The following is a 26937-nucleotide window of genomic DNA, read 5'->3' as shown; positions in this document are numbered from 1 at the left end:
CTGGAGACATTTTTCATGCTGATCGACTTCTTCTACACCCTGCGTGCCGCCAAACTGCCTGTGTCGGTCAAGGAGTTTCTGGCCCTGCTGGAGGCACTGGACGCGGGCATCATCGGCCCCAAGAGCGAGGATCGCTGGAGCCTGGACGATTTCTATCACCTGGGCCGAACCATTCTGGTCAAGGACGAGAAGCACTACGACAAGTACGACCGCGCTTTTTCCGCCTATTTCAAGGGGGTTGAGATGCTGGCCGACTTGACCAAGGAAATTCCGCAGGACTGGTTGCAAAAGCTTCTGGAGCGAGAGCTCAGCCCCGAGGACAAGGCCAAGATCGAAGCCATGGGCTGGGACGAGCTGATGGAAACGCTCAAGAAGCGCCTGGAGGAGCAAAAGGAGCGCCACGAGGGCGGTAACAAATGGATAGGGACGGGCGGCACCAGCCCCTTCGGCCACGGCGGCTACAACCCGGCAGGCATACGCATTGGCGGGCCGGGCCGCAACAAGAGTGCCGTCAAGGTCTGGGAGCAGCGAGCCTACCGCGACTATGACGATACCCAGGAACTGGGCACGCGCAATATCAAGGTCGCGCTGCGCCGCCTGCGCAAGTTTGCGCGCCAGGGCAGCGAACTGGAACTGGATCTGCCGGACACCATCCGCTCCACGGCAGCCAATGCGGGTTATCTCGACATCAAGATGATTCCCGAGCGGCATAACAATGTGAAAGTGCTGCTGCTCATGGACGTGGGCGGCACCATGGACGAGCATATCCAGCGCGTGGAGGAGCTTTTCTCGGCCGTGAAGAGCGAACTCAAGCATCTGGAGTTCTATTACTTCCACAACTGTGTCTACGACTTCATGTGGAAGAACAACCGCCGCCGCTTTGCCGAGAAATTCCCGACCTGGGACATCATTCGCAAGTACAACAAGGACTACAAGCTGATCTTTGTCGGCGATGCGACCATGAGCCCCTATGAAATCCTGCAGCCCGGCGGCTCGGTCGAGTACATGAACGAGGAACCCGGTGCCGAGTGGCTACAGCGCCTGACGAACGCCTTCCCGCACTTTGCCTGGATCAACCCCGAACCTCAGGGCGTATGGCAGTACCGCCAGAGCATCAGCATCATCCAGCAGTTGATGGGGGACCGCATGTACCCTTTGTCGCTCAAAGGCTTGGAAGACGCCATGCGCATGCTGTCAAAATAGGGGCATGCCCCAGACCTTGCCCTTGAAAAAGCCGGCCTTGAGGCCGGCTTTGCTTTTGGGAGCCGCCTTGCTCCTCAGCGGCTGCAGCCTGCTTTCCCCCAAAGACAAAGAAGCCGAAGCCATGGGCATCGACACCAGTGGTCCCCCCCGCCTTCACGCTGGAAGTCGATGCCCCAAAACAAGTCCGTGCGCTGCTGGAGCAGCATCTTGAACTCAAGCGTTTTCGCCACCAGCCCGATCTGCAGCGCCGCGAGCTGACGCGCCTGCTGGGCGCGACCGATGCCAACGTACGCGAGCTGATAGGCTCCTTGGGCTATTTCAGCCCCACGGTGACCGTGGAGCTGACCGATACCCCCGAGGAAGAAGCACCGCGCAAAGTGGTGGTCAAGGTCGATCCGGGCCCGCCCACCATCATTGAAAAATCCGAGGTGCGCTTTACCGGCGTCAATGCCAGCGACGAGCTGGGAACCTCGCAGCGCCTGCAGATCGAGGAAACCTGGCCGCTGCAGGCTGGCGAGCAATTCTCGCAATCGGCCTGGAGCAGCGCCAAGAGCGGTGGTCTCAAGGAGCTGCAAAAGCGCCGTTATCCGCTGGCCCGCATAGATACCAGTCTCGCCGATGTGGACGCCGACACCAACAAGGCCCAGGTGAGCGTGAGTTACGACCCCGGCCCGGCCTATACATTCGGTCCGCTGCAGATCGATGGTGCCGAGCGCTACGACCCGGTGCGCACGGCCCGTATTGCGCGCCTTCCGGAAGGAAGGGAATATGACTTGCAAAGCATGCTCGATGCGCAGCAGCGCCTGGTCAGCAGCGGCTATTACGACTCGGTATTTCTTTCGCTGGCCGATTCGCCACAACAGGCCGCTACCGAAGCTGAGCGCGACGAGCAGCGCAAGAATCAGGGTGCAGCCATCACCTCGCCCGTGATTGCCAAGGTGCGCGAGGCCAAGCTGCAGAAATGGGTGTTCGGTGTGGGTCTGAGCACGGACACCGGACCTCGTCTGTCCATCGATCACACTTACAACAAGGTTCCTGGTCTGAACTGGCGCGCCGTCAGCAAGCTGCAGCTGGACAAGAAGAACCCGCTGATTTCCACTCAGTTGGTCGGCCTTCCTGGTGAAGACCTCTGGCGCTGGTTTGCCAGCGGCAAGCTAGAGCGTGCACCTGCTGGCGACTTCTACACCAACAGTGCGCAGATGCGCTTTGGCCGCTCCAAGGCAGAAGACCGCATAGAGCGCAATTTGTACCTGCAGTACGACTACGCCAAGACCCAGGGAGCAGGTGCTCCGCCCGGCGCCTCCTCGCTGCTGGCCAACTATGGCTGGACGGCCCGCTATTTCGACAACAACCTACTGCCTACCTCGGGCTTCGGTCTGGCCCTGGAAGCCGGTGCCGGCACCACGCTGACACCGCAGCGTTCGCCGTTCGGGCGCCTCACGGGCCGCTGGCTCAGCCTGATCCCGCTGGGCGAGCGCGATGAGGAAACCAGGCGCCACAGCCGTCTGCAGATCAAGGCCGGAGTCGGCGCCGTCATGGCCAAGAAAGATGTGGATCTGCCCACCACCATCATGTTTCTGACCGGCGGTGACAACACGGTGCGCGGCTATGGCTATCAGTCGATTGGCGCACGCACCGACAACGGCCGCGTGATTGCCGGCCGCTATCTGGCCATGGGCAGCGTGGAATGGCAGCGGCCCATCACCATCAAGGGCAACACCCAGGACTTCGAACACGCCGTCTTCATCGATGCAGGTACGGTCGGCGACGATATCAACCGGCTCTACACCCGCGTCGGTTTTGGCACCGGCATACGCTGGAAAAGCCCGGTCGGTCCGATTCAAGCAGATCTCGCCTGGGGCGCTCAGGAGCAGCAACTGCGCCTGCACCTGCGCCTGGGCTTCACGTTTTAAGCATGGCAGAACAAGACACAACCCCTACCGCCAAGGCCTCCTCCTCAGCCCCCAGACGCCGCCGCTGGCTGCGCGCACTGGGCTGGACTATTGCAGCGGCCCTGCTCGCCCTGGCGCTGGCACTTGGCAGCCTGCTGTGGTGGATTGGCAGGGACGACTCGCTCAACCAGACGCTGCAGCGCGTGGCGGGCTGGCTGCCCGCAGACCAGAGCCTGGTGGCCAAGGAGGTCACGGGCAGCGTCAAGAACGGCGGCCGTATCGGCTGGCTGCAATGGCAAAGCCCGACCATGAAGGTCGAGGTCAGGGAAGCTCAGATCGGCTGGCAGTTCAGGCCTTTGCTGTTGTCCCGTACGCTCAAGCTGGGCGAAGTCCATATCGCAGAGTTGCGCATTGCCAGCACCCCCGACCCCGACCAACCCGCCAGTGAACCACTGCAGTCGCTGACCCTGCCGGTGAAAATAGAGCTGCCCTTCAGGATCGATCAGATCATCTGGCAAGGCCCGTCTGAGGCCGTGGTTCAGGACCTCCACGGCCGCTATGAATACACGGGCACAGACCATGAACTCAAGGTCAGCAGCCTGCGCTTTGCCCAGGGTGCCTATCAGGCCCAGCTGAAGCTGCAGGGCGCGGCCCCCATGGCCTTGCAAGCAGAAGCAACAGGCGATGTGCAAGTACCCAATCCGCTGGACAAAAGCGCTGACGCCCTCAACACCATAGCCGTGCAGGCCAAGGTGACGGCCGAAGGCACGTTGGCCACCGAAGCGGCCAGGCTGGCAATCAAGGCCAATGCCAGCGCTGAAGCATCGACCCCTGGCCCGGTAACTCAAGACCCGCAGGCAACCGAGCCGAAGCGGGAGAAGAGCGGGAGGCCGTCCGAAGCAGCAACGGCAGAGGTGGGCACCATGCAGGCCGATGTGGAGGCCAGCATCATGCCCTGGCGCAGCCAGCCGCTGATGGCAGCCAAGGCCAGACTCCACAATCTCGATGTCTCGGCCTTCTGGCCTCAAGGGCCACGCACCCTGTTGACCGGCCAGTTGCAGGCCGGCCCCGACGAGACCATGCCAACAGCGGCAGACCTGGAGGCTCAGCCCTGGAACCTGAACACCCGTTTCAGCAACGCACTGCCCGGCCCCTGGGACAGGCAGCGCCTGCCCGTGGCCGAGCTGACAGCCCGAATCGATTTCGATGGCCAGCAATGGCAGGTGGATGACTCCCGTATCCAGATCGGCAAGGGCCATATCGCACTCGGCGGTCAGTTCACTCCGAGTACCCGGTTGTTCGAAGGCCTGGCCACGGTGGAACAGCTCAACCCGGCCGATCTCTACAGCACGCTGGAAGCCTCGCCCTTGCAGGGCCGGATCAGTGCCAAGGCCGTGCAGGCCGATGTCGACAGCAGCGATCCAGCAGCCAGCAAGATAGTGTTTGACGCCAATCTGCAGGCGGCAAGCGGCAAGCGCGACAGCCCGGCGCTGCGCATTCAGACACTGGCGGCCAGCGGCCAGTGGCAGGCTCCGCTGCTGCAACTGGAAAAGCTGCAGCTGGAAGCCCTGCAAGCCAGCGTCGATGCCAGGTCCGTGGAGTTCAATACCGAAACCCAGCAGGCCAAGGCTCAACTCAAGGCCGTTGCTCCCGGTGCGCAACTGAGCATCGAAGGGCAGATGGGCCCCGCCAGCGGCGCTGTCCAAAGCCAGCTGCAGCTCGGCTCCATGAGCACGCTCACGCAATGGCTGCGCAAGCTGCCGGGCGTCAAGGACCCACTGAGCGGTGCGCAGCTTGATGGCAGCGCAGATTTGCAACTGGCCCTGAAGGGCGGTTGGGAAAACCTGCTCAAGCGCATGAGCGCCGCCCATGGCGCGGCCATTCCCGCCAGTGGCTTGCAGATTCAGGCCAAGCTGCGCGCCGAGAAGATTCGCTATCTGCCTGCCGGCACCGCAGTCGACCAGGGCGCCGTCCTGCCTGCGCTGGCATTGAGCATTGACGGCAGCCCCGAAAATGCCAGGGTCGGCCTGACCGCACAGGCCCAGCAAGCGGGCAAGAGCATTCAGCTCGACACCGCTTTGCAGGCCGGTCTAGTCGGCGGCAAGGGCATGGCACCGCTGGACTGGCAAGCCAGTCTGGAAAAGCTGCAGGCCCAGCTCACACCCGACAAGAACAAGCCCGGCCCCTGGGTCGTGCAGCTTCAGCCCGGTGCCCCCGTCCAGATCCAACAGCGCACCAGCGGCAGCACGGTGCTGAGCACCTCCTATCAGTTCAGCGCCGGCAAGCTGCAGATCACGCCTCCAAAACTGAGCCTCAGGCGTACCAGCAGCGAGCCACTGCCTCCCGCCCAGCTGACATGGGAGGCGAGTTCCGTCACCCGTGCCGGCAGCGGCCAATGGGGTGTGCGCAGCGCAGGGCAGGCCCTTGGAATTCCGCTGGCCTGGGTCGATGCCTTCAGCCTGGGCGATGACGATCCGCCACTGGAAGCCGCTGGGATTTCCGGCGACTTGAGCTTCAACGCGCGCTGGAACCTGGACACTCTGGGCAAGGATCTCAAGGCCGATCTCACGGTCGAACGCGCCGCAGGCGATCTGCGGCTGGCGGTGGACGATGGCTCCAGCACCACCGTCATCCAGACTACCGGCCCCACCGCCACACGCGCCGGCGGCACGCGCACGCGCCAGATCGGCGGCGCAGGCATGCGCTCGCGCATCAAGGACATGCGCCTCAACGTGCAGGCCCAGGGCAGCCAGGTCAACGCCAAACTGCTTTGGGACAGCGAGCGCGCAGGCAAGCTCAACGCCGACCTGCGCACCCAGCTCAGCTACCAGCAAGACGGCTGGACGCTACCCGCCACAGCGCCTCTGTCCGGTCAGCTGCACGCCAATATGCCAGATATGGGGCTGTGGTCCTTGTTTGCGCCACCGGGCTGGCGCATTCAGGGCAGCTTGGCGGCGGATGCCAGCATCAGCGGCACCTTGCAGGACCCAAAGTGGCAGGGCGATATCAAGGCCGATGGGCTCAACATCGTGTCCTTGCTCGATGGCGTGGACCTGCGCGACGGCATTCTGCGCGCCAAGCTGCAAGGCACCAGACTGGACATCACCGAACTGCGCCTCAAGGGCGGCAAGGGCAGCCAGGCGCGCATTTTGGGCTATAGCGGCAATCTGACCCGAGCTCCTGAAGACGGTGGCCAGCTTACCGGCTCGGGCTATGCCCAGTTCACACCACCGGGTACGGGGGCCGAATCGGGCCTGAGCATGAATCTGCAGGCCAAGGCCAGCAAGCTGCAAGTCCTGGTGCGCGCCGACCGTCAGGTCAGCGTCTCCGGCGATCTGCAGGCCCGGCTGGAGAAAGGCCAGTTCACGCTGCGCGGCGACCTGACGGTCGACAGAGCCTCCATCATCCTGCCCGAGGAATCCGCGCCATCGCTGGACAAGGATGTGGTGGTGCGCTCGGCGGCATCGCGCAAGGCCGAAGAGGAGGAGCGCCGGCGTAGCGAACAACAGGTCCGCAAGGAGCAGGCCCGCGCCACGCCACGCAAGGTGCCAGACATTCTTGTCAAGCTCGACATGGGACGTGACTTTGCGCTGCAAGGCTTTGGCATAACCACGCGACTGCTGGGTCAGCTTGAAGTGCGAGGCGCCAGCTACATCGGCGGCCCGCCCAGCGTGACCGGAGAGATCCGTACCGAGCAAGGCCGCTACCGCGCCTGGGGACAGTCGCTGAATGTGGAAACCGGGCTGATCCGCTTCAATGGCCCCTACAACAACCCCTCGCTGGACATACTGGCGCTGCGCCCGAATATTGCCGTCAAGGCCGGTGTGCAGGTGCTGGGCACGGCCAGTGCGCCACGCGTGCTGCTGTACTCGGACCCTGCCCTGCCCGACGCGGAAAAGCTCTCCTGGGTAGTCATGGGCCGCGACCCTGCCTCCGGCGGGGCCAGCAGCGCCCTGCTTCAGCAGGCCGCCATGGCCTTGCTGGCTGGCGGCAACAGTTCCAGCGGCAAGATTGCGGGCAGCCTGGGGCTCGATGAAGTCGGTTTCAAGGGAGGCGGGGACGGTACGGATGCAGCAGGTGCTGCGCTGACCATGGGCAAGCGCATCTCGGACAAGCTCTACCTGACCTACGAGCAGAGCCTGTCGGGAGCCATGGGCATCATCTATATCTTCTACGACCTGTCGCGCAGCGTCACCTTGCGCGCCCAGACCGGCATGACCAGCGCCATGGATATCGTCTATACCGTTCGCAAGGACTAAGCATGAGAACTGCCTTCATCCCCTTTCTGGCATGCGATAGAAGCCATCAATTCTGCTATGCCACGCAACCGCACTGCGCTTGAGCAAGCCGCGGGCAAACTGATACTCCGCATCCAGCAGGAATGGATGCTGGAGCTGGGCGAGCCCGCGGCCGCAGACAGCGAGCAGGTCATGAACCGCGCTCATGACCTGCTGCAGGCCGCATCGGCCCGCCGGCCCGGCCTCGGGCTGCAGCAACAGTCGATCGAAGAATTTCTGGGCAGGCAATGGCTGCACGGCCATCCTGGCGTGCAGCCATTCGTCAATGATCTGGCGGCGCTGGTGCAGCCCTGATCCACCGCTTCATCCATGCAGGCCGCCCACGCCTGCAGCCCGGCCCTATTTGACGTAGGAACGCAGCACCTTTACGACCAGCTCCAGGTCCTGTTCACGCTGCTCGGCCGTCGCGGCCTCGACGCCCAGATGCTCGCGCACATGGCCTTCTAGCAACTCCAGCATCAAACCATTGACGGCCCCGCGCACAGCCGCCAGTTGCTGCAGCACCACGGCACATTCCTGCCCCTCTTCCAGAGCCCGCTCCAGTGCCTGCGTCTGCCCCTTGATGCGGCGAATGCGCGCGAGCAACGGTTTTTGATTCGAAACGGTATGCGACATATGCAGGAATTGTAGTCCTCCTGCCGGTATGGAAAATATACTGGGGTAGAGTATATAAAAACAAGCCAATCATGACCTCATACACCGCCTCCCCCCTTACCCGGCAACACTCCCACAACTTTGACCAAGGCAATCCGCTGGGTGAAAAAAATGCCAAGCTGGCCATGCTGCTGACGCTTGCCATGATGGTGCTGGAAATCACCGCCGGCTATTACTTCAATTCCATGGCCCTGCTGGCAGACGGCTGGCATATGAGTTCACATGCGCTGGCGTTAGGCCTGTCCGTCAGCGCCTATGCCGCTGCGCGCAAGCTGGCCAATGACAGACGTTTCAGCTTCGGTACCTGGAAGATAGAAATCCTGGCGGGCTACACCAGCGCCATCTGCCTGCTGCTGGTTGCAGGCCTGATGGCTTTTGAATCCATACAACGCCTGCTCTCGCCTGCCGCCATTCACTATCAGCAAGCCATAGGCGTGGCAACTCTTGGCCTGCTGGTCAACCTGGTCTGTGCCTGGCTGCTCAAGGACGGACACCACCATCACCACGGCCATGAGTCCCACCACGATCATCACCATGGGCACGACCATGCGCATGGCGACCTGAACCTGCGCTCCGCCTATCTGCACGTAATTGCAGACGCAGCCACATCAGTCATGGCCATCGCAGCGTTGCTGGGTGGCATGCTCCTGGGCTTTGCTTGGCTGGATTCGGTCATGGGCCTGGTCGGCTCCGTGATGGTGGCCATGTGGGCCTTGGGCTTGCTGCGCGATAGCAGCCGCGTGTTGCTCGATGCCGAAATGGATGCCCCCGTCGTGCAAGAGATACGTGATGCCATCGCGCAAGGTCCGCAACCCGTCACCATCACAGACCTGCATGTCTGGCGCGTAGGCAAGAACCACCATGCCTGCATCATCGCAGTCGAGGGCGCTGCCACGGTCACACCCGACTACATCCGCCGGTTGCTGTCGGTACACGAAGAACTCACCCACGTCTCTGTCGAAGTCAACAGTACAGAGCTGACATAAATAAGTCGGTTGGAATCCACAGGCTGGCAACACGGGTAGAATCCAGCGTCCCTCCCCGTAGTTCAATGGATAGAACGGTCGCCTCCTAAGCGACAGATACAGGTTCGATTCCTGTCGGGGGGACCATTTTTTATTAAAAAAATCAACGTCTTGCGAGCTTCTCAAGTGGCTCGGGGACATTGCGGGGACACAGATCCCAGCAAGGCAACTGCGACAACAAAAAGGCCTCGGCATCATCAAGTGCCGGGGCTTTTTCATTTCTGAGCCAGCCCAACCTCCTGCACCATCGCCCGGCAGGCCACCCGCTCGAGCTTGAGCATGCGTGGCTCCGAATCACGCCAATAGTGTGGCCGACTCGGGGAAAATAAATAAACAAAAATGCTTGCATTATCTAAGCATTTTTGTTTATACTTGCACCATCGCAACAAAAGAAAGGTGGTCGTGAAAATCAGCGAATTCAAGCGGTGGCTTGAAGCGCAGGGGGGTCAGAGTCGAGAACGGTACGAATCACTGGAGGCTGTACCACAACGGCAAAGCAAGCACCCTGCCAAGACACCCAAGTAAAGAGCTGAAGGAAGGCACAAGACGCGCAATCCTGAAGCAACTAGGAATCAACTAAGGAGGCAGGCCCGAAGGGGCCTAGCCTGAATTCCTGAGCTTCACGACCACTAGATGGGACACAACATGCAAAAGTACCCTGCCCGCTTCGATCCCGCCGACGAAGGGGGCTACACCGTCACGTTTCGGGATATTCCTGAAGCGATCACCCAGGGCGATGACCTGGCAGAGGCAGAAACCATGGCCCGGGACGCGCTGGTCACAGCCATGGACTTCTATTTTGAAGATGGCCGCACAGTGCCGGCGCCCAGCAAACCCGAAAAGGGCGAGCGCCTAGTGGAGCTGCCCGCCAGTGTCGCGGTCAAGGTGGCTCTGCTCAATGCCCGGCTGGCCACCAGCGCCCGCCCTGCCGATGTGGCCCGCGCCATGGGCGTGAAGCCGCAGGAGATGACCCGCGTTTTTGACCTGGGCCATGCCACCAAGATTGATACCGTCGCCGCCGCCCTGGCTGCCATGGGGTATGAGCTGGAGTTGTCCGTCCGGCGGGTGAAATAGCAAGCGACGTGAGGATGCCCGGACGCAGGTGCTCGCCCTTTGGCGGCAGTGGTCTGCCACTGTGTAGCCTGCGGAAGGCACGGCAGTGCATGTGTTCTGGGCCTACCTGAATGCCCGTCACCCCCACGTCGTGGACTTTGCGAGCTATGACCGGTATGGGGAAATCAATCAATGGCTGGCCGAAGGTACGATGCCGTAGGCGCCATTCAGCATGCTACATTAAGACACGGTGCAAAAAATGCACGCCCTGGAGGACTACAAACATGCCCATGATCGCCAGTTCAGATGTTGTGGTAATGCTGGAACACTTCAAATTCTCTAGAGTAGGTGTCTAACACGTCCATTTGGTAACAGGTAAATACTAGTTAAGTAGGAGCATCAGGGTTCATTTTAATATTGCTCAGAAACAATGCACCCACATCAATACAGTTCATAAACTTCACAACTGGAACGCCAATATGACTATAACCTTCAGAAAAGCATCGCTCATCACGTTCATACTATTATCTGCACACGGAGCTATTCACGCTCAAGAACAGACAGTCGAGAGTGCTCAGAAGTTTTTGGAGCAAGTCCTGCCAAGCGTGAAAGTAGACACAAATAGCTGGACACTAACCAGTGGGAAATTTGCAAATATAGATCGATTTGGAGATATTACTAAAGTCGAGACGATTGAGGGTTGTCTTACCAAGATTTCATTGAAGTATGGGCAATTCAAGTCACACCTAACCCAGTGGAACAACGAGACAAGGCGGCCTCAGAACCTGGAGTGGGGACCGACATCCTTCGTCGAGCCACTTGATTTCTCTAAATGGTCAGAGGTTAAGAGCATCAGCAAAACCAGGATTAAAGTCTTCAGAATTGATCGAACTACCCTTGATTTCCATTCTCCTTCGGAAAGTATGATTGCCAGACTCGCCTTTGCCTTGGACTTCTTACGTCAGAAGTGTGACACGACCTCTGCTACAGGTTTTTGATATGCACAAGCCCTGGTACACGGCGGCACTAATGGCTTTTTTTCTTCCCCCTGTTTACGGAGAAGGGACTGTACAAATTGGTGCACCGCGTGAGTGGGGGGGAAAGCAAGAAGCTGCGAGAGTTGTCGCCCGAAGAAAAAGCCAAAGCTGCAGAAACGAAAGCTCGGGATGATTGGCGAAAAGTTGCTATTGAAGACAAAGTAACATCAATGGGCGAGCATCGTCGGGCCGAAGCGATAAGATTGGTCGAAATGGAGGAAGCGGCTCGAAATGCACGTGGGCAGCAATTCCTTACCTCGCGTCCAACCGCCAGTGAAGGCGCTCCAGATAAGCGAATTTGTCGTCAGGTATCTGGAGATATATTTAATAGTATAGGTACAGGAAAGACCAAAACGGATGCAGAGCAAGGAACCAAGGCTCGAAACTTCTGCGCGGGTCGGGGTGAACAGGTTGGAGTTCAATTGAAATGCTCCGAACGTAGTGGTGTGGATGTCATCCCCGAGGTGGTAGATGGAAAGGCACGCTTCAAGCGTGTGCCGAAGCCTTCCGTTTGGACGTGCGAGGCTTCATACAGCTGCTCAAAACCGAAGGAGGTCTGTGAATCGGAGGGTGCTGCAAAGGCTGGCCGAGGGGTGAAAAATTAGATATTGATAAGCTCCACCACATCGGGAAGTGCAGGACTTTTCAAGCACCAACCCGTATGAGGAGATTTCGCTATGGCTGGCGCTAAGCCTTGGCCATTAGAGAGAGAAGGAGGAGCATGGGAACAATTCACGCAATATTCATTGGCGGCCCCTAGATGGGAAAGGCCTCGATGTTGAAGGCCGGAACACATACACGGCCACGGACCGTCAAAGCGGAAACCGAGAGTTTGGGTATCACCGCCGCTCTCTTCGGTGCCCTGATGAGCCAGATTCCTTTTTCATTGCGTGTGTGGCAGCTGGAGTGCCTGAATCGGAGGTCGACGAAGCAGCCATCAGAGCGTTTTCCAGCAGGGACGCCGACAGTCCAGGCACAAACAAATAAAACCCCAGCTCCCTAAGGCGCCGGGGTTTTGTCATTTCAGGGGGGCTCTGCAGCTGGCCAGGGCGGCAGCCAGTTGACCCTCGTATGCCTCGCGGCGGTCTATCTCAGCCAGAGACGCGCGAAGCAGGACAAACGGGGTCACGCCAGGCGCCAGGACCTCGGTGGGCATAGCCGGCCGCTCTGGCGTGGCGACTTGGCACGGCACAGGCACGGCGATGTTGATTTTTTGCAGTTCAACAGGAGTAGCCTCTTTTGTGGTCGTACACCCCGCCGCCATTGCGCAAGCTGCGAAAAAATAGATAGCACGCGTCATCATTGAGCTCTCTCCTTCAACCATTCATCGCCAAGGTTCTGCATGCTTGCGCAGGCATCCGGGCCCGGCGCGGTCGCCAATGTGCTGTCTGCTCGCTTGTTGAGCGTCTGGGCTTGTGCCGCTGCTGCTGCCAGTGCTGGCGCGGCTTGAGCCTGCTGGGTCGCGGCAGCAGCTGCCACAGCGCCCACGCTATCGCTGCAGGCCTGGGCGGTACCGCGTGCCCCATCACGCTCCTGAATCGCATGCCCAGTATTCGCCTGGGCACTGGTGGCTCGGTCGCGCTGGCCGAGGTAGGCCCACCCCAGCACAGCATTGCCTGAGAGGCTGGCCAGCAGCGCCAGCGCTAGAACTTGAGGCTTCCCAATCATGGCTGGGCCTCCATGCAAGCGCTGTAGCGCCCCTGCTGGCGCGTCCAGACGCCGCGGCATACCTTGTTGCCCGGGGTGCTGCAGTCAAAGCGCCAGCGAGCTGGCTTGCCCGTTTTGTCCCATTGATAGGCCGTCCAGCCCGGGCCCTCTTGTCGAGTGCTTGTCATGAACTTGTAGCCCAGGTATGCCCGGCAGGCGCCGGCATAGTCGCCCGCCTTGGTCTTGGCCAGCATGCTGGAGCCGCGCCAAGCGCTGCAGCCGTACTGGCCCGAAAAATCCGCTGCCTGGTCAAACTCTGTCTGATTCACCAGCGTCTTACCCAGGCTGTCGCGCACGCACTGCGCATATGTGCGGTCGAACTCGCCCAGCGCCAGCTCGACGGCCCGCTGACGGGTGATTGGCGGATCTGCCAGCGTGACGCGCCGGCCATCTTCATAGCGCGTGGAGCCGTGGCCTATGGTGGGAACATCGCCTTGCGTGGGCACGTAGGGGTGTAGCAAGACCTCGCCGGACTGACTGACGCTCTTGGGCCCATCCCCTTCTGCTGCAATCCATGCAGCACCGGCAGCCGCAGAAATGGAAAGGGCCGCTGCTGCGACCCTGGTTTTATTGAGCATCATTCTGTGCGCCCTCCTTCTCTTTGAAGCGCTCCGGATCGCGCCACCACTTGTCTCGGATCAGGAAATACAGCTGGGCCAGCGTGTAGACCAAGATCGCAATAGTGAGCCAGCGCTCGAGCGTGACCTCTGCCACCGCCCCGGCAAGCGTCAGTAGCGTGATCTTGAAAGCGGCGACGCGCGTTTCGTTGTTTTCCATAGCCCTCCCAGGCACGAAAAAGCCACCCGAAGGTGGCTATGAAAAATCCCGTCAATGCGGGCGAATTGACTATCCTGTGACTGTCGGATGAACGCCCATGGCATGGACTGCTACCGCAGCACCCAGGCTCGATCCAACATCGTCGTAGCCAGGTGCCGTGTAGTGATAGCGGTCCATCATCCAGCCTCGATCTGCGAACCACTTGGCGCCAGCGTGTGCCATGAAGACATTTGCTGAAGTTGCCGCGATTTCAGATTGAGCCGCGCGAATCACCGAGTAATCAGCAGGCGCTGTGGGATCGTTGTCGATACCCGTCTGAGCCATGATGATCGGAATTGACTCAGAGCCCATCAATGCACGAACGCGCGCGGCAAGATCCGCAAATGCTGATTTGTACGTGGCTGCATCAGTTGCCACATCACCATTGCTCTCGCCTTGCACAAACAGACAGCATGAGCCTACGATATTGAGCTTCTTGGCCTTGCTACTTGCCACCGCTGCATTGAACATAGCCACGGCCGCAGTCCATGCGCTGCCAGAGGCTGCCCAATGGGTGTCAATGCGTGTACCGCCGATGGCAGCATTTACAAAGATCACCCCCACACGTCCATGCGTCATGTCAAGCACAGTTTTCGCCATCGCAGACCCAAGCGATGTTCTGCCAGTCAACGCCGTTGAATCAGTGCCCGAAGGCTCGGTTAATGTGACAAGCGCGGAACTCGCAGGCGACCATTTGTATGAACGGTTGGCACCAACAGTGAACTTGCTTGCCGCTATAGCTCGTCCGGCAAGATTCGACTGCCCAACACCGAACACCAGAATAAATCCGCCTGTATCTTGCGTCTGCGACCCATTCAAAGCTGCTAGAGCAACAGCTCGCTGAATTGATGCAGCAGAGTCGTCAACAACACTTCTCAATTCCACAGAGATTTGAATACGTTTGTCAGGATTCGGGCCGGGCAAGTTACCGCTTGCACCCGATACGGAATGCCAGGGTGTCGATTGAACAACCTCAGTGCTGATATCCATGTAGCCGTCCACATAAACGCCTATCAGTTCTCCAGGTTCTGCAATCATTTCTGGAATCTGGCTCCCGGACAGATCAACCAGGCCGGGAGTAACAGGTATGTCCTGCACAAGACGACGAACGTACGTTGTCTGCCCGTGGATAGTGCTTTTGCCATACCCATCACCGCCAGACAACGTATAAACGGCCAGTGTGATGTGGTTGGTTCTCACGTTGGCGCGAACACGATTAATGCGGCTTCGGCGCTTTACAGGCTCCGCGAATGCGGCGGTTCCATTGACCTCCGTGCCAACGGAAGGTGCCCAGTCAAAATTTTTACGTCCGATGTACTGCGGAACATCACCAAGAGAATCGATCTGAATCCTTGAGTCGTTTGCACTCGCCTCTGCATTACCAGAACCCAACAATCCCGAATCGACAGTATCAATTCTCAGCGCAACACGACGAGAAACCACAAGTGGACCAAGTGAGCCAGTTTCCCCTCCGATATTGAAATACGGCGTAGGGGACGCTGCATTATTTGTATAGAGTGCTCCACTGGTGACAGCTATCCCAAGCACATGTCCGGCAGGGATGACGATCTTTGGAAGATCATTTGCATCGAGAATATTGCGGCCGACACGGCTAGGTAAGGCCCATCGGCGAACGCGAGTGAACGCAGCGTCGTTAACAACCCCATCAGGCACAGCATAAATAGCAACAACCATCCCCGCATTGGTACCGGTAACCCACTCCAATCGAGTAAGCACGCGGTCTTTGCTAATGTCTTGAGGCAGAACCATTACTCCAACTTGGTACGCAGTACCAACATCAGACGGATTAAGGTCTCCGATAGCGTGCGTGCCTGTTGTCACTCTGGATTCACGCACAATCGATGCAGAGACACCAGCGGAAGATGGAAGCACAGCCAGCAGATCAGAAACTGCTGAACTAATTCGGCGATACAACAGAATTGCATCTGGGCTTCCAGGCACCGCAACTTTGAATGTGTCTCCATCCATCACGTCACTGCGGCCTTCAGCCTCAGTTTCGTAATAGCCGTTCTGTATGAGCTGCCCATCTCGCGCAGCTTGCTGAAGCTCCGCGAGGATCTGATTGGCAATATCGACCGTTTCTTGGTTTGTTGCGTCACTCATGGGCGGGCCCCTTTATTGATTTGCTTGGCCAGTTGAGCCTGGGTCCTCAGCACGGCAAAAAACGTCGCGTTATCCATGCGACCTCCTTTGGGACATAAAAAAACCGCCTCTAGGGCGGTTGGGTTGGTTTGATGCGATCTACGGTGCCGGCGCCGGGGCTGGCGGAGGTGGTGGGGGTGGAGCCACGTAATCCACCGGCAATCCGGTGATCTGGCTGATCCAGTCCGTGCCATCGCTCACGCAGACAGCCGGCCGGTCTTCCAGGTCCAGCGGAACCAAGATGGCCTTGCGCCGGTTGTCGCCGCCCGCCGGCGGCAGGTTGTCGATGGCGTATGCGGGCAAGCCGACCACACCGGTAAACACTGGGTTCTCCTTGTTGGCGTAGCCAGAGACCGCGTTGCTCACATCGTCGCCAGTGGCAAATGACGTCTCCGTCACCGTGACGGCACCGGCCAGCCACTGCCCGGACTGCTGTCCGGTGCTGGCTCGCCAGTCCACCTGCACAACGTAGACGCCCTTTTGCAGCACCGTGATGACCTGGTCTGTGGCATTGCCCGGAGCGCTGGGCATGCTCACCCAGGTGCTGCTATCCGCCGTGCGTACCTGGATGAGCAAGGCGCCGCCATTGGTCACACGCAGATCCACGCTGGGATCGACGTGCACCCCGATTCGCCCGGGCGCAGGGTTGGTGAGCACCAGCCCCGTGGGCGGGTTGACCTTGTAGGTGGGGTCTGGCTGAACGCCTGGCGCCGGCGGCTGCGTGTTGCTGACGCCAGGGTAAAAGCGCGGCTCGTCCTGCTCGAGCGAGAGCTCCACGGCGGCGGAGCCATGGTCATAGGAGCGCTTGATCACCCTGAAAGTCGCATTGCTCAATGCCAGCAGCGCGTTGTTGACGATCACCCGGTCTCCGACCCGTGCACGCAAGCAGGCCAGCGTGCCGCGCCAAACAATCTTCTTGGCGCGGCTCTTTTCCATGCTGATGCTGCCCAGCGTGCGGGCGCGCCAGCCCTGGTCCGTGAACGGTAACCGGATCTGCCCCCAGACCTCCCCGCCGTCATCCTCAACATACTGGGCGTTCTGCAGCGGCTCGAAGTCCACCGTCTGATTGAACTGGGCCGGGTCAATGAACTGCCCTTTGACCCCGTTCCAGGCCTCGGACCGACTGGGCGCGGGGACCATGTTGATGGAGCCCGCAGCCTGGTCATCACCCAGCACCAGCACGGGCGACACATAGACGCCTGCATGGACACCCCAAGTTCCGCCTGGGATGGCATAGCCCGCCATGGCGCCGCACAGATCCTCGAGCACGTTGTCCGGATCCGTGCCGGACTGCCAGGCGCCATTGCAGGTGTAGCGCTTTGCTGTACCCGTACCACCAGGGATGGCAACCAGCTCATCGCAGGCGTTGGCCGCGGCCACCACTCCCTCCACCTGCTCCGGGAACACACCCTTGCCATAGTCACCAGCGCGCAGAAAGTCATAGATGCACAGGGCCGGGTTATCGCTCCAAGCAGTGGTGCTGCTGCGCGGGTCCAAGACCTTCTTTCCCCGGATGCGCGCCGTGAGCTGCGGCAGACCGCTCTGCAGCTCCTGATTATTCAAGTCCAGCGTGATGACGCTGTAGCAGATGCCGCGCAACCGATCCGTTGCTGTCCAGGCACCAGGCAGCCCGGATGAGTCGGCAATGAGCTGCCCATCCGCAGCCTGGTCTGCGGCGCCCAGGTGATGACGCACGCGCACATAGCTGGTCGTGGCTTCGCGGCTGTACTGGATGCTCACGGCCTGGCCAGCCCACACATCCATGGCGTCGGGATTGAGCTGCACCACCAAGCCGGTCTGGGTGTATTGCGATTCCCCAAGCTGCATTGCATCGTCGCTGCTACCCTTGGAAATCGACACCAGGCGCTGGGTATCCGCAGGCAGGTTCAGCGCGCCCGAAAGGCTGAATGCGCCAGTGGCGCCCACCGTGCTGGTGCTGGTGCTCGCCCACTTCGATGCGGTGGCATTGCCACTGCCATCCAGCTGCAGCGACTCGCCAGCGATCAGCACATCCTCGACGGCATCGCACTCATGCCCAGCCCAGGCAATCACCAAGTCCTTGATCTGGTCCTTGTCGCCGCGGGTGAACATGGCCACGACAGACCCGCCCACCGTGGCGCGGCCGTAGATGTGCCGCACTTCGGGCGATGCCTCGGCCACGGTCGTATTGCGGTCGGTCAGGCTGGCGTTGTAGGCGTCACGCTGCCGACGCGCTTCGCGCTTGGCCTTCTGGCGCTGGTACATGCCCAAGGCCATGAAGCCGGCCACCTGCAGGCCAATGGCTACTGCAGTGGCGTTCATGATCAGGAACGCCCCACCCACACCACCCATCCAGACCCCGACAGCAGCCACGGCCGCCGGCATGGCATTGGCCTGGGTGCACAGGCTGGCCAGAATCAGCGCTGCAGCGATTTTCTTCAGCCCACGCGCCATGCCTGCACCCCGTTTTCCAGCCCAAAAAACAAAAGGCCCGAATCGCTCGGTCCCGCCAGTTGATTGCCAAGGCACAGCGCCAGGGCATCCGTTCCATCTCTTCGGTGCAGCACCAGGTCGCCGCGCTGCGCAAACAGTGGCGCGACCGCCTCCAGGCCCAAGGCCGCTACGGCATCAGGCAAGCCGCCCAGTCGGGCGATCACCCGCACCGCCTCGCCACGGCTGACCCACTGGCCACGCAGATCGGCCGCCGGATCTACCCCTGTCATGGCGGCAATGCCATCGGCAGCGAACAGCACGCAGTCGTTGACGCCCCAGGCAAACGGCTCTGCCAGGCGCTGGCCGACGAGATCGGACAAGCGCAGCTCCCAATCGGGCAAGCGCTTCATACCTGCTGAAACTTCTTGGTCAGCCATGTTTGCGGCCCTCCTGCCAACTCCGCCATGCGGCTGAGCCCGGTGTCACCGGGGTATCTCTTGCTTTGCTGCTGATTCGTCAACCGCTGGCTCATCGCATTGCGGCTGTCCTTGCCGGGCTGCTCACAACGCATGGTCAGTGCACCCTTGTCTTCGGCGCCGTCCCCCGTTCTCATCTGCACCTGGTCCATCACCCCCACATAGAGCGGCTGCGGGTCGTCCACCAGTCGGAACTCGTCATCCATGATGGCCATGTACAGCCTGAACAAGCGGCCCCGATAGGTCTTCTCGCTGCCCACGGCCAGGGACAGAATGGAAGGGTCAGGCAAGGCCAGAGACACATCGATGGCGGGATACTCGATGTTCTCGGCCTGCTGCACCCCGCTGATGCCCATCACCCCGGGGAGGTAGGCCCACTCATAGCCAAGGGCCTGCAGGCTTCCTTCCCAGGTGCTCAGGCGCATGGTGCCCGTGGTGAACTGCATCTCTGCCAGCAGTGCAACAGCCGTTGCCGGCCGCTGCGCCTGCAGCAGCTGGTTAGGTGTAAGCATTCAGATCTTCCTCAAAGGTGAGCGTCTGCCCCTTGACGACCATCCCCTCCTGCCTGATCTTGGGGCTGACCTTGAGCTTGAACAGGCCTGTGACATTGCGCACCACCACCGGCGCGCCATCGGCGGGGCTGCGGCGGATGGGCGGCTCAATCCAGAGTTGCGCCTTGCCGTCCGCGTCCGGCGTGGCTGCCTCCAGCAGCATGTGCATGCCGTCGCCGTAGCTGATCCAGTGCCCGGCCCGCAGGGTCAGGCCCGGAGGCCAGTTCCGCGTGGCCAGAGTGGCTCCGGTCTGACCGGCGCCATCGACCTGCACGCCATACTCATCCCAGACACTGACAGAATCCGCTGGCACATAGGCCGGCGGAAGGGCGCCCGCCTGCATGGCAAGGATGGGGCGGCGCATCTTGAGGTGGATCAATCCATGGGCCGGCAGCAGCGCATAGGCCTGGGCCAACACATCGCCGGCTTGGCCGCCAAAGGTCAGCCAGCACCGCCAGCGCCCCCCCCGCTGCAGCGGCCCCACAGGCATTAACCGGGCCGTACTGACTGACCACCGCACCGGTCAGGGCATCAAAGACAACCCCCAAGGGAGCCGCTACGCCCGCGCCAGCGACCGACAAAGCCACATGTGCCGACACCGTGGCCGAAGCCTCCACCACCGCCACATACGGAACCCCGGCCCTCAACGCAGCCGTGGCGTTCTGAAAATAGTCCGTGGTCTGCCGAACCTCCACCTCCTCGCCAGCAATGGCCACCGGCGCAGGACCGATGCGCCCCCAGCGCGTCCACTGGCTGGACCATGGGAGCATCTGCACCTCCTTGGCGCCACCGCCCGGCACCACGCTGACGCGCCCGGTGCGGCGCATATCACCGATGCGAAGCAGATTGAGACCGCCCCGTAACTGGCGCAATGCAGCTTCAATCTGGGGCAGCATCGACGCCGGGGCGTCCGTCAGATCCATTGAAAAGGCCCACCGAGGTGGGCCAATCAATTTATCGTAAGACGCGCCGCTGAATGCGCTCACAGATCCCGTCATAGGTTGCAAAAGCTCCCACTCCTGAGAGCTAGGCCGCATTCGCAGCTGCTTTGGCCATTCAATGATGCGTTGGGTCATACCATGTTCCGAGACATTTTGTAGAGCAGCTCCTGCTGCGCCTGATCGCTGGCCGTCTTCATTCCCTTGAACACCAATGCCTCCACCTCGGCTCTGTCCGTGCGGCTGTCGATGTGAATCCTGGGCTGCAGGATCATCTGAACGCCACCCAGGCCAGAAGGCCCGCTGAGCGCAGCCGCAGGCGCACCGCCCACCAGTCCACCCTCGGCATAGCCATTCATGCGATTGAGCAAGCCCAGGCCAATGCGCCTGGTGCTCTCTGCGTTGATGACGTACTCACCGCGGTGCACCACGCCGGCAGGCTCATACTTGCCGCCGTCTCCGGTGTAGCCGCCGGTGGCAAAGCCAAACAAGCTGCGCACTCCGGTGGCCAGCCCCACTACAGCCTGGCGAGCCTGGATTCGCACCAGGTCAGCAATGATCGAGTTGGCGAGGGACTTGAAATCCAGCTTGCCGCTCATCACAAAGTTGACCAGCGCATCCTCCATGCCCTTGAAGGCATTGGTGAAAGCATCCGCTGTCTGCTGCGCTACATTGCTGGCCTGGTCTGCATAGTTCTGCATTGCAAAACTCGCACCCAACTCCCATCGGCTCTGGAGCGCGTCCAACTCCGTGTAGGTGGCCTTCGCAATGCGAATGCGCTCATTCTTCTCAACCTCCAGATAAGCCAGGCGCTGATCAATCTGATCTTGCTGCTCTTTCGAGAGGTTGGGGGTGAACATGCGCCGATCGCGCAGGTTGCGCTCCTCGGCCAAGTAGCTGTCCTCGATCCCCCACAGGCTTTCCGCCCGCTGTCGGCCCTTGCTCCCCATCCAGGCCGAGTCAACAGTGCGCTGCTGCTGAATCCGCATCTGCTCCATGGCTCGCTGGTGCGACTCGGCCAGGGCCTCCACGGCCATGCGTTGGCGATCCAGCGCCAGCTTCTCTTCATGGGAAAGGGCCTTGAGCTTTTCTTCATTCTCCAGCCGCTTGGCAACCAGTTTGGACTCGGTATCCGCAATCTGCTTCTTGACGGCCAGGGCATCGCTGCCCTTGACATTCTCTTGCTGGAGGCGTGTGATCTGCTCCTGCAGTGCGGTTTCCTCCGCCTTGCTGGACTCCTCGATCAGGGTGCGCTTCTGGCTGTAGTAGCCCTGGTCATCAACCAGGCCTGACTGACGCAGGCGGTCAAGATCCTTCTGCTTGCCGTCGATGATGCGGACTTCCTCGCGGGCGGCATTCTGGATCTCGGAGAGGTCAAGCCGTCGGGAGGCCGGCGCTGTGTTACCCCCCTTCTTCTCCTTCTCCTCGTACTTCTTATTGATGCCGGCAAAGAGCAAGTCATACTGCTTCTGAGCCTCTGCGCTGGTCTTGGCTGCCTCTCCGTATTTCTTCTCGGCAGCAGCCAGCTCTAAGCGCTTCTGCGTCTGCTTGTCATAGTGCTTGCTGGCTTCTGTGCTCAGATTGATAAGTGCCCGCTCACGCTCACGAGAGCCTTGCACATAAGTGTTGGCCGACTCCGAGAGCCCCAACATCTCGCGCGCCTTGTCGAGCCTGTTCTGACGGGTCTTGAGGCCCTTGGCATAGCTTCCTGTGCTCTCGGTTACAGAGTTGGTTGGGCCACGGTCCTGGTAGTCATTGACCTCCTTCTGCAGCCGCTCCACCACAGCATGCATGCCCTCCTGACGGCCGAGAGACTTGATCATGTCGATCACCTCGGCACCCACATTGCGAATGGCAATCCAGCCCTTCTCCACCAGGCCCAAATTGGCGGTGATCGTGCTGGTAGCGCCGGCAATGGCCGAATCGTAGGCGTCCTGGGCCACGCGGGCTGCATCCGTCTCACGCCCCACTTCCTGCAACGACTTGATCTGCTCAAAGGTTGCCGACGTCAGGAAGTCCATTTGCTTGTTCAACTCAAGCACCGCCTTGACGGGGTCTTCGCCCAACTTCTTAAAGTCCTTGGCCACCTCCTCCACGGATTGCCCGGTGGCACGCTCCCACTCAATCGCTGTCGTGGTGTAGCGCTGCAGACGATCCGCCGCCACACCAGCTGTCCCGGCAAAGGTGAGCAATGCCTCGGCCGCCTTGGCCTGGGTAATGCCTGCCACGTTATCCATGGCAGCGGACATGTCCACCAGTTGCTGGACGCTGGTGCCGGCCTGATTGCCAGTCTTTTGCAGCACGACCAGGAATGCATGGGCCTCTTTGGCACCTGAGTAAAGACCATAAGAGAAGACGCCAGCTGCTACGGCGGCAAGCGTGAACGGATTCACCAGGCCCAGCACATAACCGCCCAGCGCTTTTGCAGCTTCCCCCGCCCCACCCAGCATGGTCATCAGCTGCGAGCCCTGCTGCAGGGCCACAGTCATTGCATTCTGTCCGCCCTGCAGCGACACGATGATGTCCTGAAACTGCGCAGGCACGCCACGCAGAGCAGCAGCCTTGGCGCGGTCGCTCATGACGTAGTCACCGGACTGGCTCAGTCGTTTCTGCGCTGCCTCTGCCTGGCGCAATTGGTCGATATAGGGCTTGAGCACGTCACTGGAGATGCCGCGCTGCTTCGCCAATATCTCGTAGTAATCAGCTCCCGCCTTGCCACCAGACTGTAGAGCCACGGTGGCGCGCTGAATGCTGCCGACCATGTTTTTCTCGGCGCGAGACATGGCCGCAGCAGACTGCTGAGACTGGGTTTCCAAAGGCTTGAGGCCCTGGGCAGCCTTGCGTCCAGCCTCCTCCACGCCTGCCGCCATACCTTTGGCAGCAGCCACGGCATCAACAGCACCTTCGCGCACGCCAGTGGCGTCCATCGAGGCCTCAATCTGGACTTTACGGCGGTCGGTATCGCTCATTTTTCAGCCTCAGCATAGATTTCTTGAAGTGCGGCAGCCTCCATGACGCGCACCTCGGCGCGCAGCCGATCGTGGTCTTCATGGGGGATTTCGCGGGCGCGAAGTTCATCGGCCAGCACGCCGTAGTCCAGCCCCACCACACCGCCGGCGCCGACGCGCCACTGCGTCTGCAGGGCATCGAACAGGCACCAGGCAGTCCAGTTCTCGGGCCAGACCTGGACACTGAACATGTCCGCGTACTGGCTCACCGGCAGCCCCCATTCCTTGAGGTACTGGGCATCCGGGAGCTGCATGTATCGCGCACGCGCTGCCGCAATCAGTTTCCCAAGCGGCCCTCCAAGCACAGCTGCTTGTAGGTGTTCATCACAGCCTGGGTCGCTGCTGGCAGTTCGCTTGCCAGCTGGATGCAGTTGTCCAGGGTGAACGGCGCATCCAGTCCCCAGCCTTCCAAACAGCTGTGCAGATACTGTCCATTGATCTGCACCACGCCGCGCTGCTGCTGCGTAGAGGGCTGACCTGCAGCGGTATCAAACGCCGGAGGCTCTACAGCAAAGATGCCGTCGAGGAATGCACCGAACTCCACGCGATCGCGGTATCGGAAGGTCACGGGCAGCAGACCCTCGGTGCCATCCGGCATGGCGACCTTGAGGGAATGGACGATGCCCTTGGGCCGCTGGCCCAGCACGATCTGGCGTGCAATCTGCTCGCTCATGATCAGGATGCCTTGGCCAGGTTGGTGGGCGCACCGCGCAGCAGCACCGTGGACTTGGTGGTCTGCTCGTTGCCCTTTTCGGTGCTGGGCACATCGTCGTAGGCCAGCTCACCAACGTAGTAGCTGACAGAGCCGTCCTTGAACTGCAGGCGGTGCACCGACTCCAAGCCATCGGAGGCCTGCAGCGCAGCACGAGCTACGCCATCCTGCTTCCAGCTGATGGTGTATTCCAGGCGGCGCGCATTCCGCCCCGCTCTGAATTCCTGGTCGTCATCCACGTCCAGGTAAGAGCTGGTGCCGGTCTTGATGTCGCCGCCAGTCAAGCCAAAAGTCGACACATAAGGCAGGCGCTGCCATTCGTCCGCATCCAGCGGAATCAGCGATACCTTGCCGCCAGGGGTGAATTTTTCCAGGTTGCTGGTGTCTACGCCCTCCAGCGTCACGCTGTCAGCAGCTGCGGTCTTGATGCGCGCGACACGCCCCTCAAGCTCGGGGTAGTCTTCGCTGGCGATGACGACAACATCCTTCACCGCCAGCGTATTGGCGACCGTGACCACAGCTTCTGCTGCATTGGAAATTGCGCCGGCTGCCAAGGCAGTTAGAGCAGCTGTGTACAGATAGAGTTTTGCCCCATCGGGCAGAGGAACTTTGCGCATGGTTGTGCCCCTTTCAGGCAAAGAAAAACCCGCTCGATGGCGGGTCCCAGAAGCCCATTTGGGCAAAAGAAAACCACCCGAGGGTGGTTTATTAGGTGAATGCGAGATTGCGACTACTCGCGCTTAATCCAAAAGAGCAATTTAAAGGCCAGATAGCTCGGCGCCAGCTTTTGCCTTTTTCCAATCGTTGTTTGACTCCTGTGAGCCGCTCGGCGCATAAAAGGAAATGGATTGAGTATTCACAAGCCAAGCCGTCATCAACTGTGTCGCCGATTCCTGCATTTTTTTTGTTGCGCTTGACTCCAGAGTACAAGGCCTTACCCTTCTCCAGCGCTTTTTCCACGCAAGCATTAACCACAGATACCCCCTCGTCTCGCTGTTTGGAAATTTGCTGTCGCTCAGCGGCGTCTGCCTCACTATCCGCGGTCATCACCTCTAGCTGATAGTTCATTGTTTGCTGGCGCCCATGCCCCACCGCGTACACCTGTACATCTCCCCTACTCTTCATTCGACGAAGGTCGCTATCCAGCCGTTGCTTGAGTTCAGCAGTAGAGGACTCACCAGACAGCTTCGATGCCATTTGCGAGCACTCACCTCGAATTTCCTCAAGACTATTCGCAAAACTTGCAACATTGACTGTTCCTTGGGCGCTCGCCAATGTAGATGCAAGCAACACAGGAATGAAAGCGAGATGAGTAAATTTCATTTTTCAGCAGGAGAGATTCAGTATGCCCATTGTAGGTTGACAGCGAGTTGCTGGTATTTACAACCCGCAAACTCTCTTGCGCGGGCATTATTCATGCGTCGCCAAAAAAATCGAATCACTTAGCAGGCTATTTTCAATAAGTAATCTCAAAATCCTGATCCGCCGAAAACAGATTCATGTCGTGGTCGAAGTCATCGCGGAAGTTGCCGACCGGGCGAATTGTCAGGCCAGGGTGCCGTCGCAGCGCACTCACGAGTTGCGGCATGAGCCTCTTCGGCTCGAGAACATCCGGACTGAAAATCCGGATCTGCACATCGGCGGCGTCCACCTGAGAATCCTCGTTGTCCAGGTATTCGCTGGTATCGCCACCAAAGCGCTGCCAGATCACATAAGGCGTTTGCGCGTTGGCCGGGGCCACAGTGCCGTGGCAGTTCGGAATTATGGCCGCAATGGCTGCGTGTAGAGCTTCGTCCATCACTTCACCCTTTCCATGGCTTGCCAAAGCACATCAGCCGAGGCCAGCACAGCAGCCGGCTCTGCGCGCAGCGCGCCGCGCATGAAAGCCTTGCCCGGAATGTAGACCGGCCCACCAGGGCGGGGCAGGTAATAGGCATCCTTCTCAGCCTGACTGGCCCGGCGCCGCGGCTTCTTCTTGCCGGCGCTCTCCGGCCGTGCCAGTGTCACCCAGCCCTTTCGGGTCATCACCACCTGGTAACGCTGCCAAAAGCCGTTCTCCAGCAGATGGCCGTGCGGCGCAGTCTTTGCGTTCCAGCTGATGTGATACTCGGCAATTCCCTGACCGCTGTTCTCAGGTGAGAAGGCCTGATAGATAGCCTTGTCCAGGTTCCCCGAGAGCTTCTTGATTCTGGCGACGTTGATCTTGGCTGTGTCGTAGAACACCTGGGCGGCGGCCTGTGCCGCAGGCCGCGCCGCCTCTTCGGCAGCATCTCCCAGATCATCAAAGAGCGATTCGAGGCCCGAAAGATCGACTGCGGCAATCAGGGAGTTGGCCACCCTAGCCATTGGTCACCTCACAGACCAGATCAACATACTCGCGGCGCTGATGATCTGGCAGCACGGCCTTGATAGCGTACTCAACGCCCCGTGACAGAACGCGCATCTCGGCGGTGATACCAGTACGCCAACGAATGCGAATGCTCACCTGGGCCTTGCTCGCTATTTGTCCGGAGCGGATGGCCTCGCTGCCGGATGCATAACGAATGTTCGCCCAGGTGCTGGCCACCGCCTCCCAGCTATTGGAAGGCTGCCCAAGCCCACCACCAGGTAGACGGCGCTGGATGTGGATGCGGTCTCGCAGGGTTCCGGCCTTGAGCATCAGAATCCTCCTGCGGTGTTGATGTAGGGATCGAGGAGCCAGTCCACGCCCATCGGGACCTCCGCTGCCTGGCCGGGGGCCACGGCGTCCCGGTTGGCATAGAAGTGTCCGAGGATGAACTGGGCGATGGTCTGGATACCCTCATCGATGGCAATGCCGGTTGAGCCCTCGGGGATGTCTGCCTCGTCCTCGTAGAGCTTGCAGAATATCTTGCCCTCGATGGCCAGATATGCAGCCTGGATCCATCCCGAGATCAGCGCATCCTCCTCGGTGTCGTCGGGGTCGATGCGCAGATGTCCCTTGGCGTAGGCGAGGTCCATCTTTTGCATGGGT

Annotated in this window: 28 protein-coding genes and 1 tRNA gene; 10 read left to right on the top strand and 19 right to left on the bottom strand. The window is 60.3% G+C overall.

Annotation, left to right across the window (positions count from 1 at the left end):
• Positions 1-15 precede the first annotated feature (15 nt).
• The 4 genes from V8Z78_RS16845 (at position 16) to V8Z78_RS16830 (ending at position 7687) form a co-directional block, all read left to right on the top strand.
• A complete protein-coding gene (locus V8Z78_RS16845; protein ID WP_003071236.1) occupies positions 16-1203 on the top strand; it encodes a vWA domain-containing protein in 1188 nt (395 codons plus the stop codon).
• A 137-nt stretch (positions 1204-1340) separates the two neighbouring features.
• Positions 1341-3116 carry an autotransporter assembly complex protein TamA gene (locus tag V8Z78_RS16840; RefSeq protein ID WP_502878854.1) on the top strand — a complete coding sequence of 592 codons (1776 nt, stop codon included), beginning with the start codon at positions 1341-1343 and terminating at the stop codon, positions 3114-3116.
• A 2-nt stretch (positions 3117-3118) separates the two neighbouring features.
• Positions 3119-7354 (top strand): translocation/assembly module TamB domain-containing protein, encoded by a 4236-nt coding sequence (locus tag V8Z78_RS16835; RefSeq protein WP_349731779.1) that lies wholly within the window; start codon positions 3119-3121, stop codon positions 7352-7354.
• Between the two features lie 57 nt (positions 7355-7411).
• Positions 7412-7687: a hypothetical protein gene (locus tag V8Z78_RS16830; RefSeq protein WP_003071227.1), complete on the top strand. Its 276-nt coding sequence runs from the start codon at positions 7412-7414 to the stop codon at positions 7685-7687.
• 45 nt (positions 7688-7732) lie between these two features.
• On the opposite strand, the gene V8Z78_RS16825 is transcribed toward V8Z78_RS16830, so the two are convergent.
• Positions 7733-8008, bottom strand: coding sequence for a metal/formaldehyde-sensitive transcriptional repressor (locus V8Z78_RS16825; protein ID WP_179626813.1), 276 nt, complete (start codon positions 8006-8008; stop codon positions 7733-7735).
• Positions 8009-8079: 71 nt separating this feature from the next.
• Here V8Z78_RS16825 and dmeF point away from each other — a divergent pair, with 71 nt between their 5' ends.
• The 6 genes from dmeF (at position 8080) to V8Z78_RS16795 (ending at position 11767) form a co-directional block, all read left to right on the top strand.
• Positions 8080-9033, top strand: coding sequence for a CDF family Co(II)/Ni(II) efflux transporter DmeF (gene dmeF, locus V8Z78_RS16820; protein WP_179626814.1), 954 nt, complete (start codon positions 8080-8082; stop codon positions 9031-9033).
• Positions 9034-9084: 51 nt separating this feature from the next.
• Positions 9085-9159: transfer RNA gene (locus tag V8Z78_RS16815), tRNA-Arg, on the top strand.
• A 343-nt stretch (positions 9160-9502) separates the two neighbouring features.
• On the top strand, positions 9503-9652 hold the full coding sequence (locus V8Z78_RS16810) for a type II toxin-antitoxin system HicA family toxin (RefSeq protein WP_349731778.1): 150 nt from the start codon (positions 9503-9505) through the stop codon (positions 9650-9652).
• A gap of 65 nt (positions 9653-9717) precedes the next feature.
• On the top strand, positions 9718-10146 hold the full coding sequence (locus tag V8Z78_RS16805) for a type II toxin-antitoxin system HicB family antitoxin (RefSeq protein ID WP_349731777.1): 429 nt from the start codon (positions 9718-9720) through the stop codon (positions 10144-10146).
• A 458-nt stretch (positions 10147-10604) separates the two neighbouring features.
• Positions 10605-11123, top strand: a complete 519-nt coding sequence (locus V8Z78_RS16800; RefSeq protein WP_349731776.1) for a hypothetical protein — start codon at positions 10605-10607, stop codon at positions 11121-11123.
• Positions 11124-11245: 122 nt separating this feature from the next.
• Positions 11246-11767: a hypothetical protein gene (locus tag V8Z78_RS16795; protein ID WP_349731775.1), complete on the top strand. Its 522-nt coding sequence runs from the start codon at positions 11246-11248 to the stop codon at positions 11765-11767.
• 694 nt (positions 11768-12461) lie between these two features.
• On the opposite strand, the gene V8Z78_RS16790 is transcribed toward V8Z78_RS16795, so the two are convergent.
• The 18 genes from V8Z78_RS16790 to V8Z78_RS16705 all read right to left on the bottom strand — a co-directional run bounded on the left by V8Z78_RS16790 (position 12462) and on the right by V8Z78_RS16705 (position 26933).
• Positions 12462-12830: a hypothetical protein gene (locus V8Z78_RS16790; protein ID WP_349731774.1), complete on the bottom strand. Its 369-nt coding sequence runs from the start codon at positions 12828-12830 to the stop codon at positions 12462-12464.
• Positions 12827-13447, bottom strand: a complete 621-nt coding sequence (locus V8Z78_RS16785) for a glycoside hydrolase family protein (RefSeq protein ID WP_502878857.1) — start codon at positions 13445-13447, stop codon at positions 12827-12829. The genes V8Z78_RS16790 and V8Z78_RS16785 overlap by 4 nt, the downstream gene beginning before the upstream one ends.
• The gene (locus V8Z78_RS16780; protein ID WP_349731772.1) at positions 13437-13646 is read right to left on the bottom strand and encodes a hypothetical protein; all 210 of its coding nucleotides are present in this window, start codon (positions 13644-13646) and stop codon (positions 13437-13439) included. The genes V8Z78_RS16785 and V8Z78_RS16780 overlap by 11 nt, the downstream gene beginning before the upstream one ends.
• A 69-nt stretch (positions 13647-13715) precedes the next feature.
• The gene (locus V8Z78_RS16775) at positions 13716-15809 is read right to left on the bottom strand and encodes a sialate O-acetylesterase (RefSeq protein ID WP_349731771.1); all 2094 of its coding nucleotides are present in this window, start codon (positions 15807-15809) and stop codon (positions 13716-13718) included.
• 138 nt (positions 15810-15947) lie between these two features.
• Positions 15948-18281, bottom strand: coding sequence for a phage tail protein (locus V8Z78_RS16770; protein WP_349731770.1), 2334 nt, complete (start codon positions 18279-18281; stop codon positions 15948-15950).
• The gene (locus tag V8Z78_RS16765; protein ID WP_349731769.1) at positions 18266-18670 is read right to left on the bottom strand and encodes a DUF6950 family protein; all 405 of its coding nucleotides are present in this window, start codon (positions 18668-18670) and stop codon (positions 18266-18268) included. Before V8Z78_RS16765 ends, V8Z78_RS16770 begins: the two co-directional genes overlap by 16 nt.
• Positions 18667-19248, bottom strand: coding sequence for a hypothetical protein (locus tag V8Z78_RS16760; protein WP_349731768.1), 582 nt, complete (start codon positions 19246-19248; stop codon positions 18667-18669). Before V8Z78_RS16760 ends, V8Z78_RS16765 begins: the two co-directional genes overlap by 4 nt.
• Complete coding sequence (locus tag V8Z78_RS16755; RefSeq protein WP_349731767.1) at positions 19235-19600, bottom strand: hypothetical protein; 366 nt, start codon at positions 19598-19600, stop codon at positions 19235-19237. The genes V8Z78_RS16760 and V8Z78_RS16755 overlap by 14 nt, the downstream gene beginning before the upstream one ends.
• Positions 19569-20210 carry a hypothetical protein gene (locus V8Z78_RS16750; protein ID WP_349731766.1) on the bottom strand — a complete coding sequence of 214 codons (642 nt, stop codon included), beginning with the start codon at positions 20208-20210 and terminating at the stop codon, positions 19569-19571. Before V8Z78_RS16750 ends, V8Z78_RS16755 begins: the two co-directional genes overlap by 32 nt.
• Positions 20211-20359: 149 nt before the next feature.
• Positions 20360-23194 (bottom strand): phage tail tape measure protein, encoded by a 2835-nt coding sequence (locus V8Z78_RS16745; RefSeq protein WP_349731765.1) that lies wholly within the window; start codon positions 23192-23194, stop codon positions 20360-20362.
• On the bottom strand, positions 23191-23487 hold the full coding sequence (locus V8Z78_RS16740; RefSeq protein ID WP_003063452.1) for a DUF1799 domain-containing protein: 297 nt from the start codon (positions 23485-23487) through the stop codon (positions 23191-23193). The genes V8Z78_RS16745 and V8Z78_RS16740 overlap by 4 nt, the downstream gene beginning before the upstream one ends.
• 23 nt (positions 23488-23510) lie before the next feature.
• Positions 23511-23906, bottom strand: a complete 396-nt coding sequence (locus V8Z78_RS16735) for a phage tail assembly chaperone (protein WP_349731764.1) — start codon at positions 23904-23906, stop codon at positions 23511-23513.
• A 2-nt stretch (positions 23907-23908) separates the two neighbouring features.
• Positions 23909-24562: a phage tail tube protein gene (locus V8Z78_RS16730; protein ID WP_349731763.1), complete on the bottom strand. Its 654-nt coding sequence runs from the start codon at positions 24560-24562 to the stop codon at positions 23909-23911.
• Between the two features lie 91 nt (positions 24563-24653).
• Entirely contained in the window at positions 24654-25268 is a 615-nt protein-coding gene (locus V8Z78_RS16725; RefSeq protein ID WP_349731762.1) for a hypothetical protein, read from the bottom strand.
• Between the two features lie 133 nt (positions 25269-25401).
• A complete protein-coding gene (gene gp17, locus V8Z78_RS16720; protein WP_349731761.1) occupies positions 25402-25743 on the bottom strand; it encodes a tail completion protein gp17 in 342 nt (113 codons plus the stop codon).
• Complete coding sequence (locus V8Z78_RS16715; RefSeq protein WP_349731760.1) at positions 25743-26291, bottom strand: HK97 gp10 family phage protein; 549 nt, start codon at positions 26289-26291, stop codon at positions 25743-25745. Before V8Z78_RS16715 ends, gp17 begins: the two co-directional genes overlap by 1 nt.
• Positions 26284-26604 (bottom strand): phage head closure protein, encoded by a 321-nt coding sequence (locus V8Z78_RS16710; protein ID WP_349731759.1) that lies wholly within the window; start codon positions 26602-26604, stop codon positions 26284-26286. Before V8Z78_RS16710 ends, V8Z78_RS16715 begins: the two co-directional genes overlap by 8 nt.
• Positions 26604-26933 (bottom strand): head-tail connector protein, encoded by a 330-nt coding sequence (locus V8Z78_RS16705; RefSeq protein ID WP_172415148.1) that lies wholly within the window; start codon positions 26931-26933, stop codon positions 26604-26606. Before V8Z78_RS16705 ends, V8Z78_RS16710 begins: the two co-directional genes overlap by 1 nt.
• Between the last annotated feature and the right edge of the window lie 4 nt (positions 26934-26937).

The sequence above is a fragment of the Comamonas sp. wu1-DMT genome (assembly GCF_040187805.1).
Taxonomy (GTDB): domain Bacteria; phylum Pseudomonadota; class Gammaproteobacteria; order Burkholderiales; family Burkholderiaceae_C; genus Comamonas; species Comamonas thiooxydans.
The sequence above is the reverse complement of the archived record's forward strand: the minus strand, read 5'-3'. Positions and strand labels throughout refer to the sequence as shown.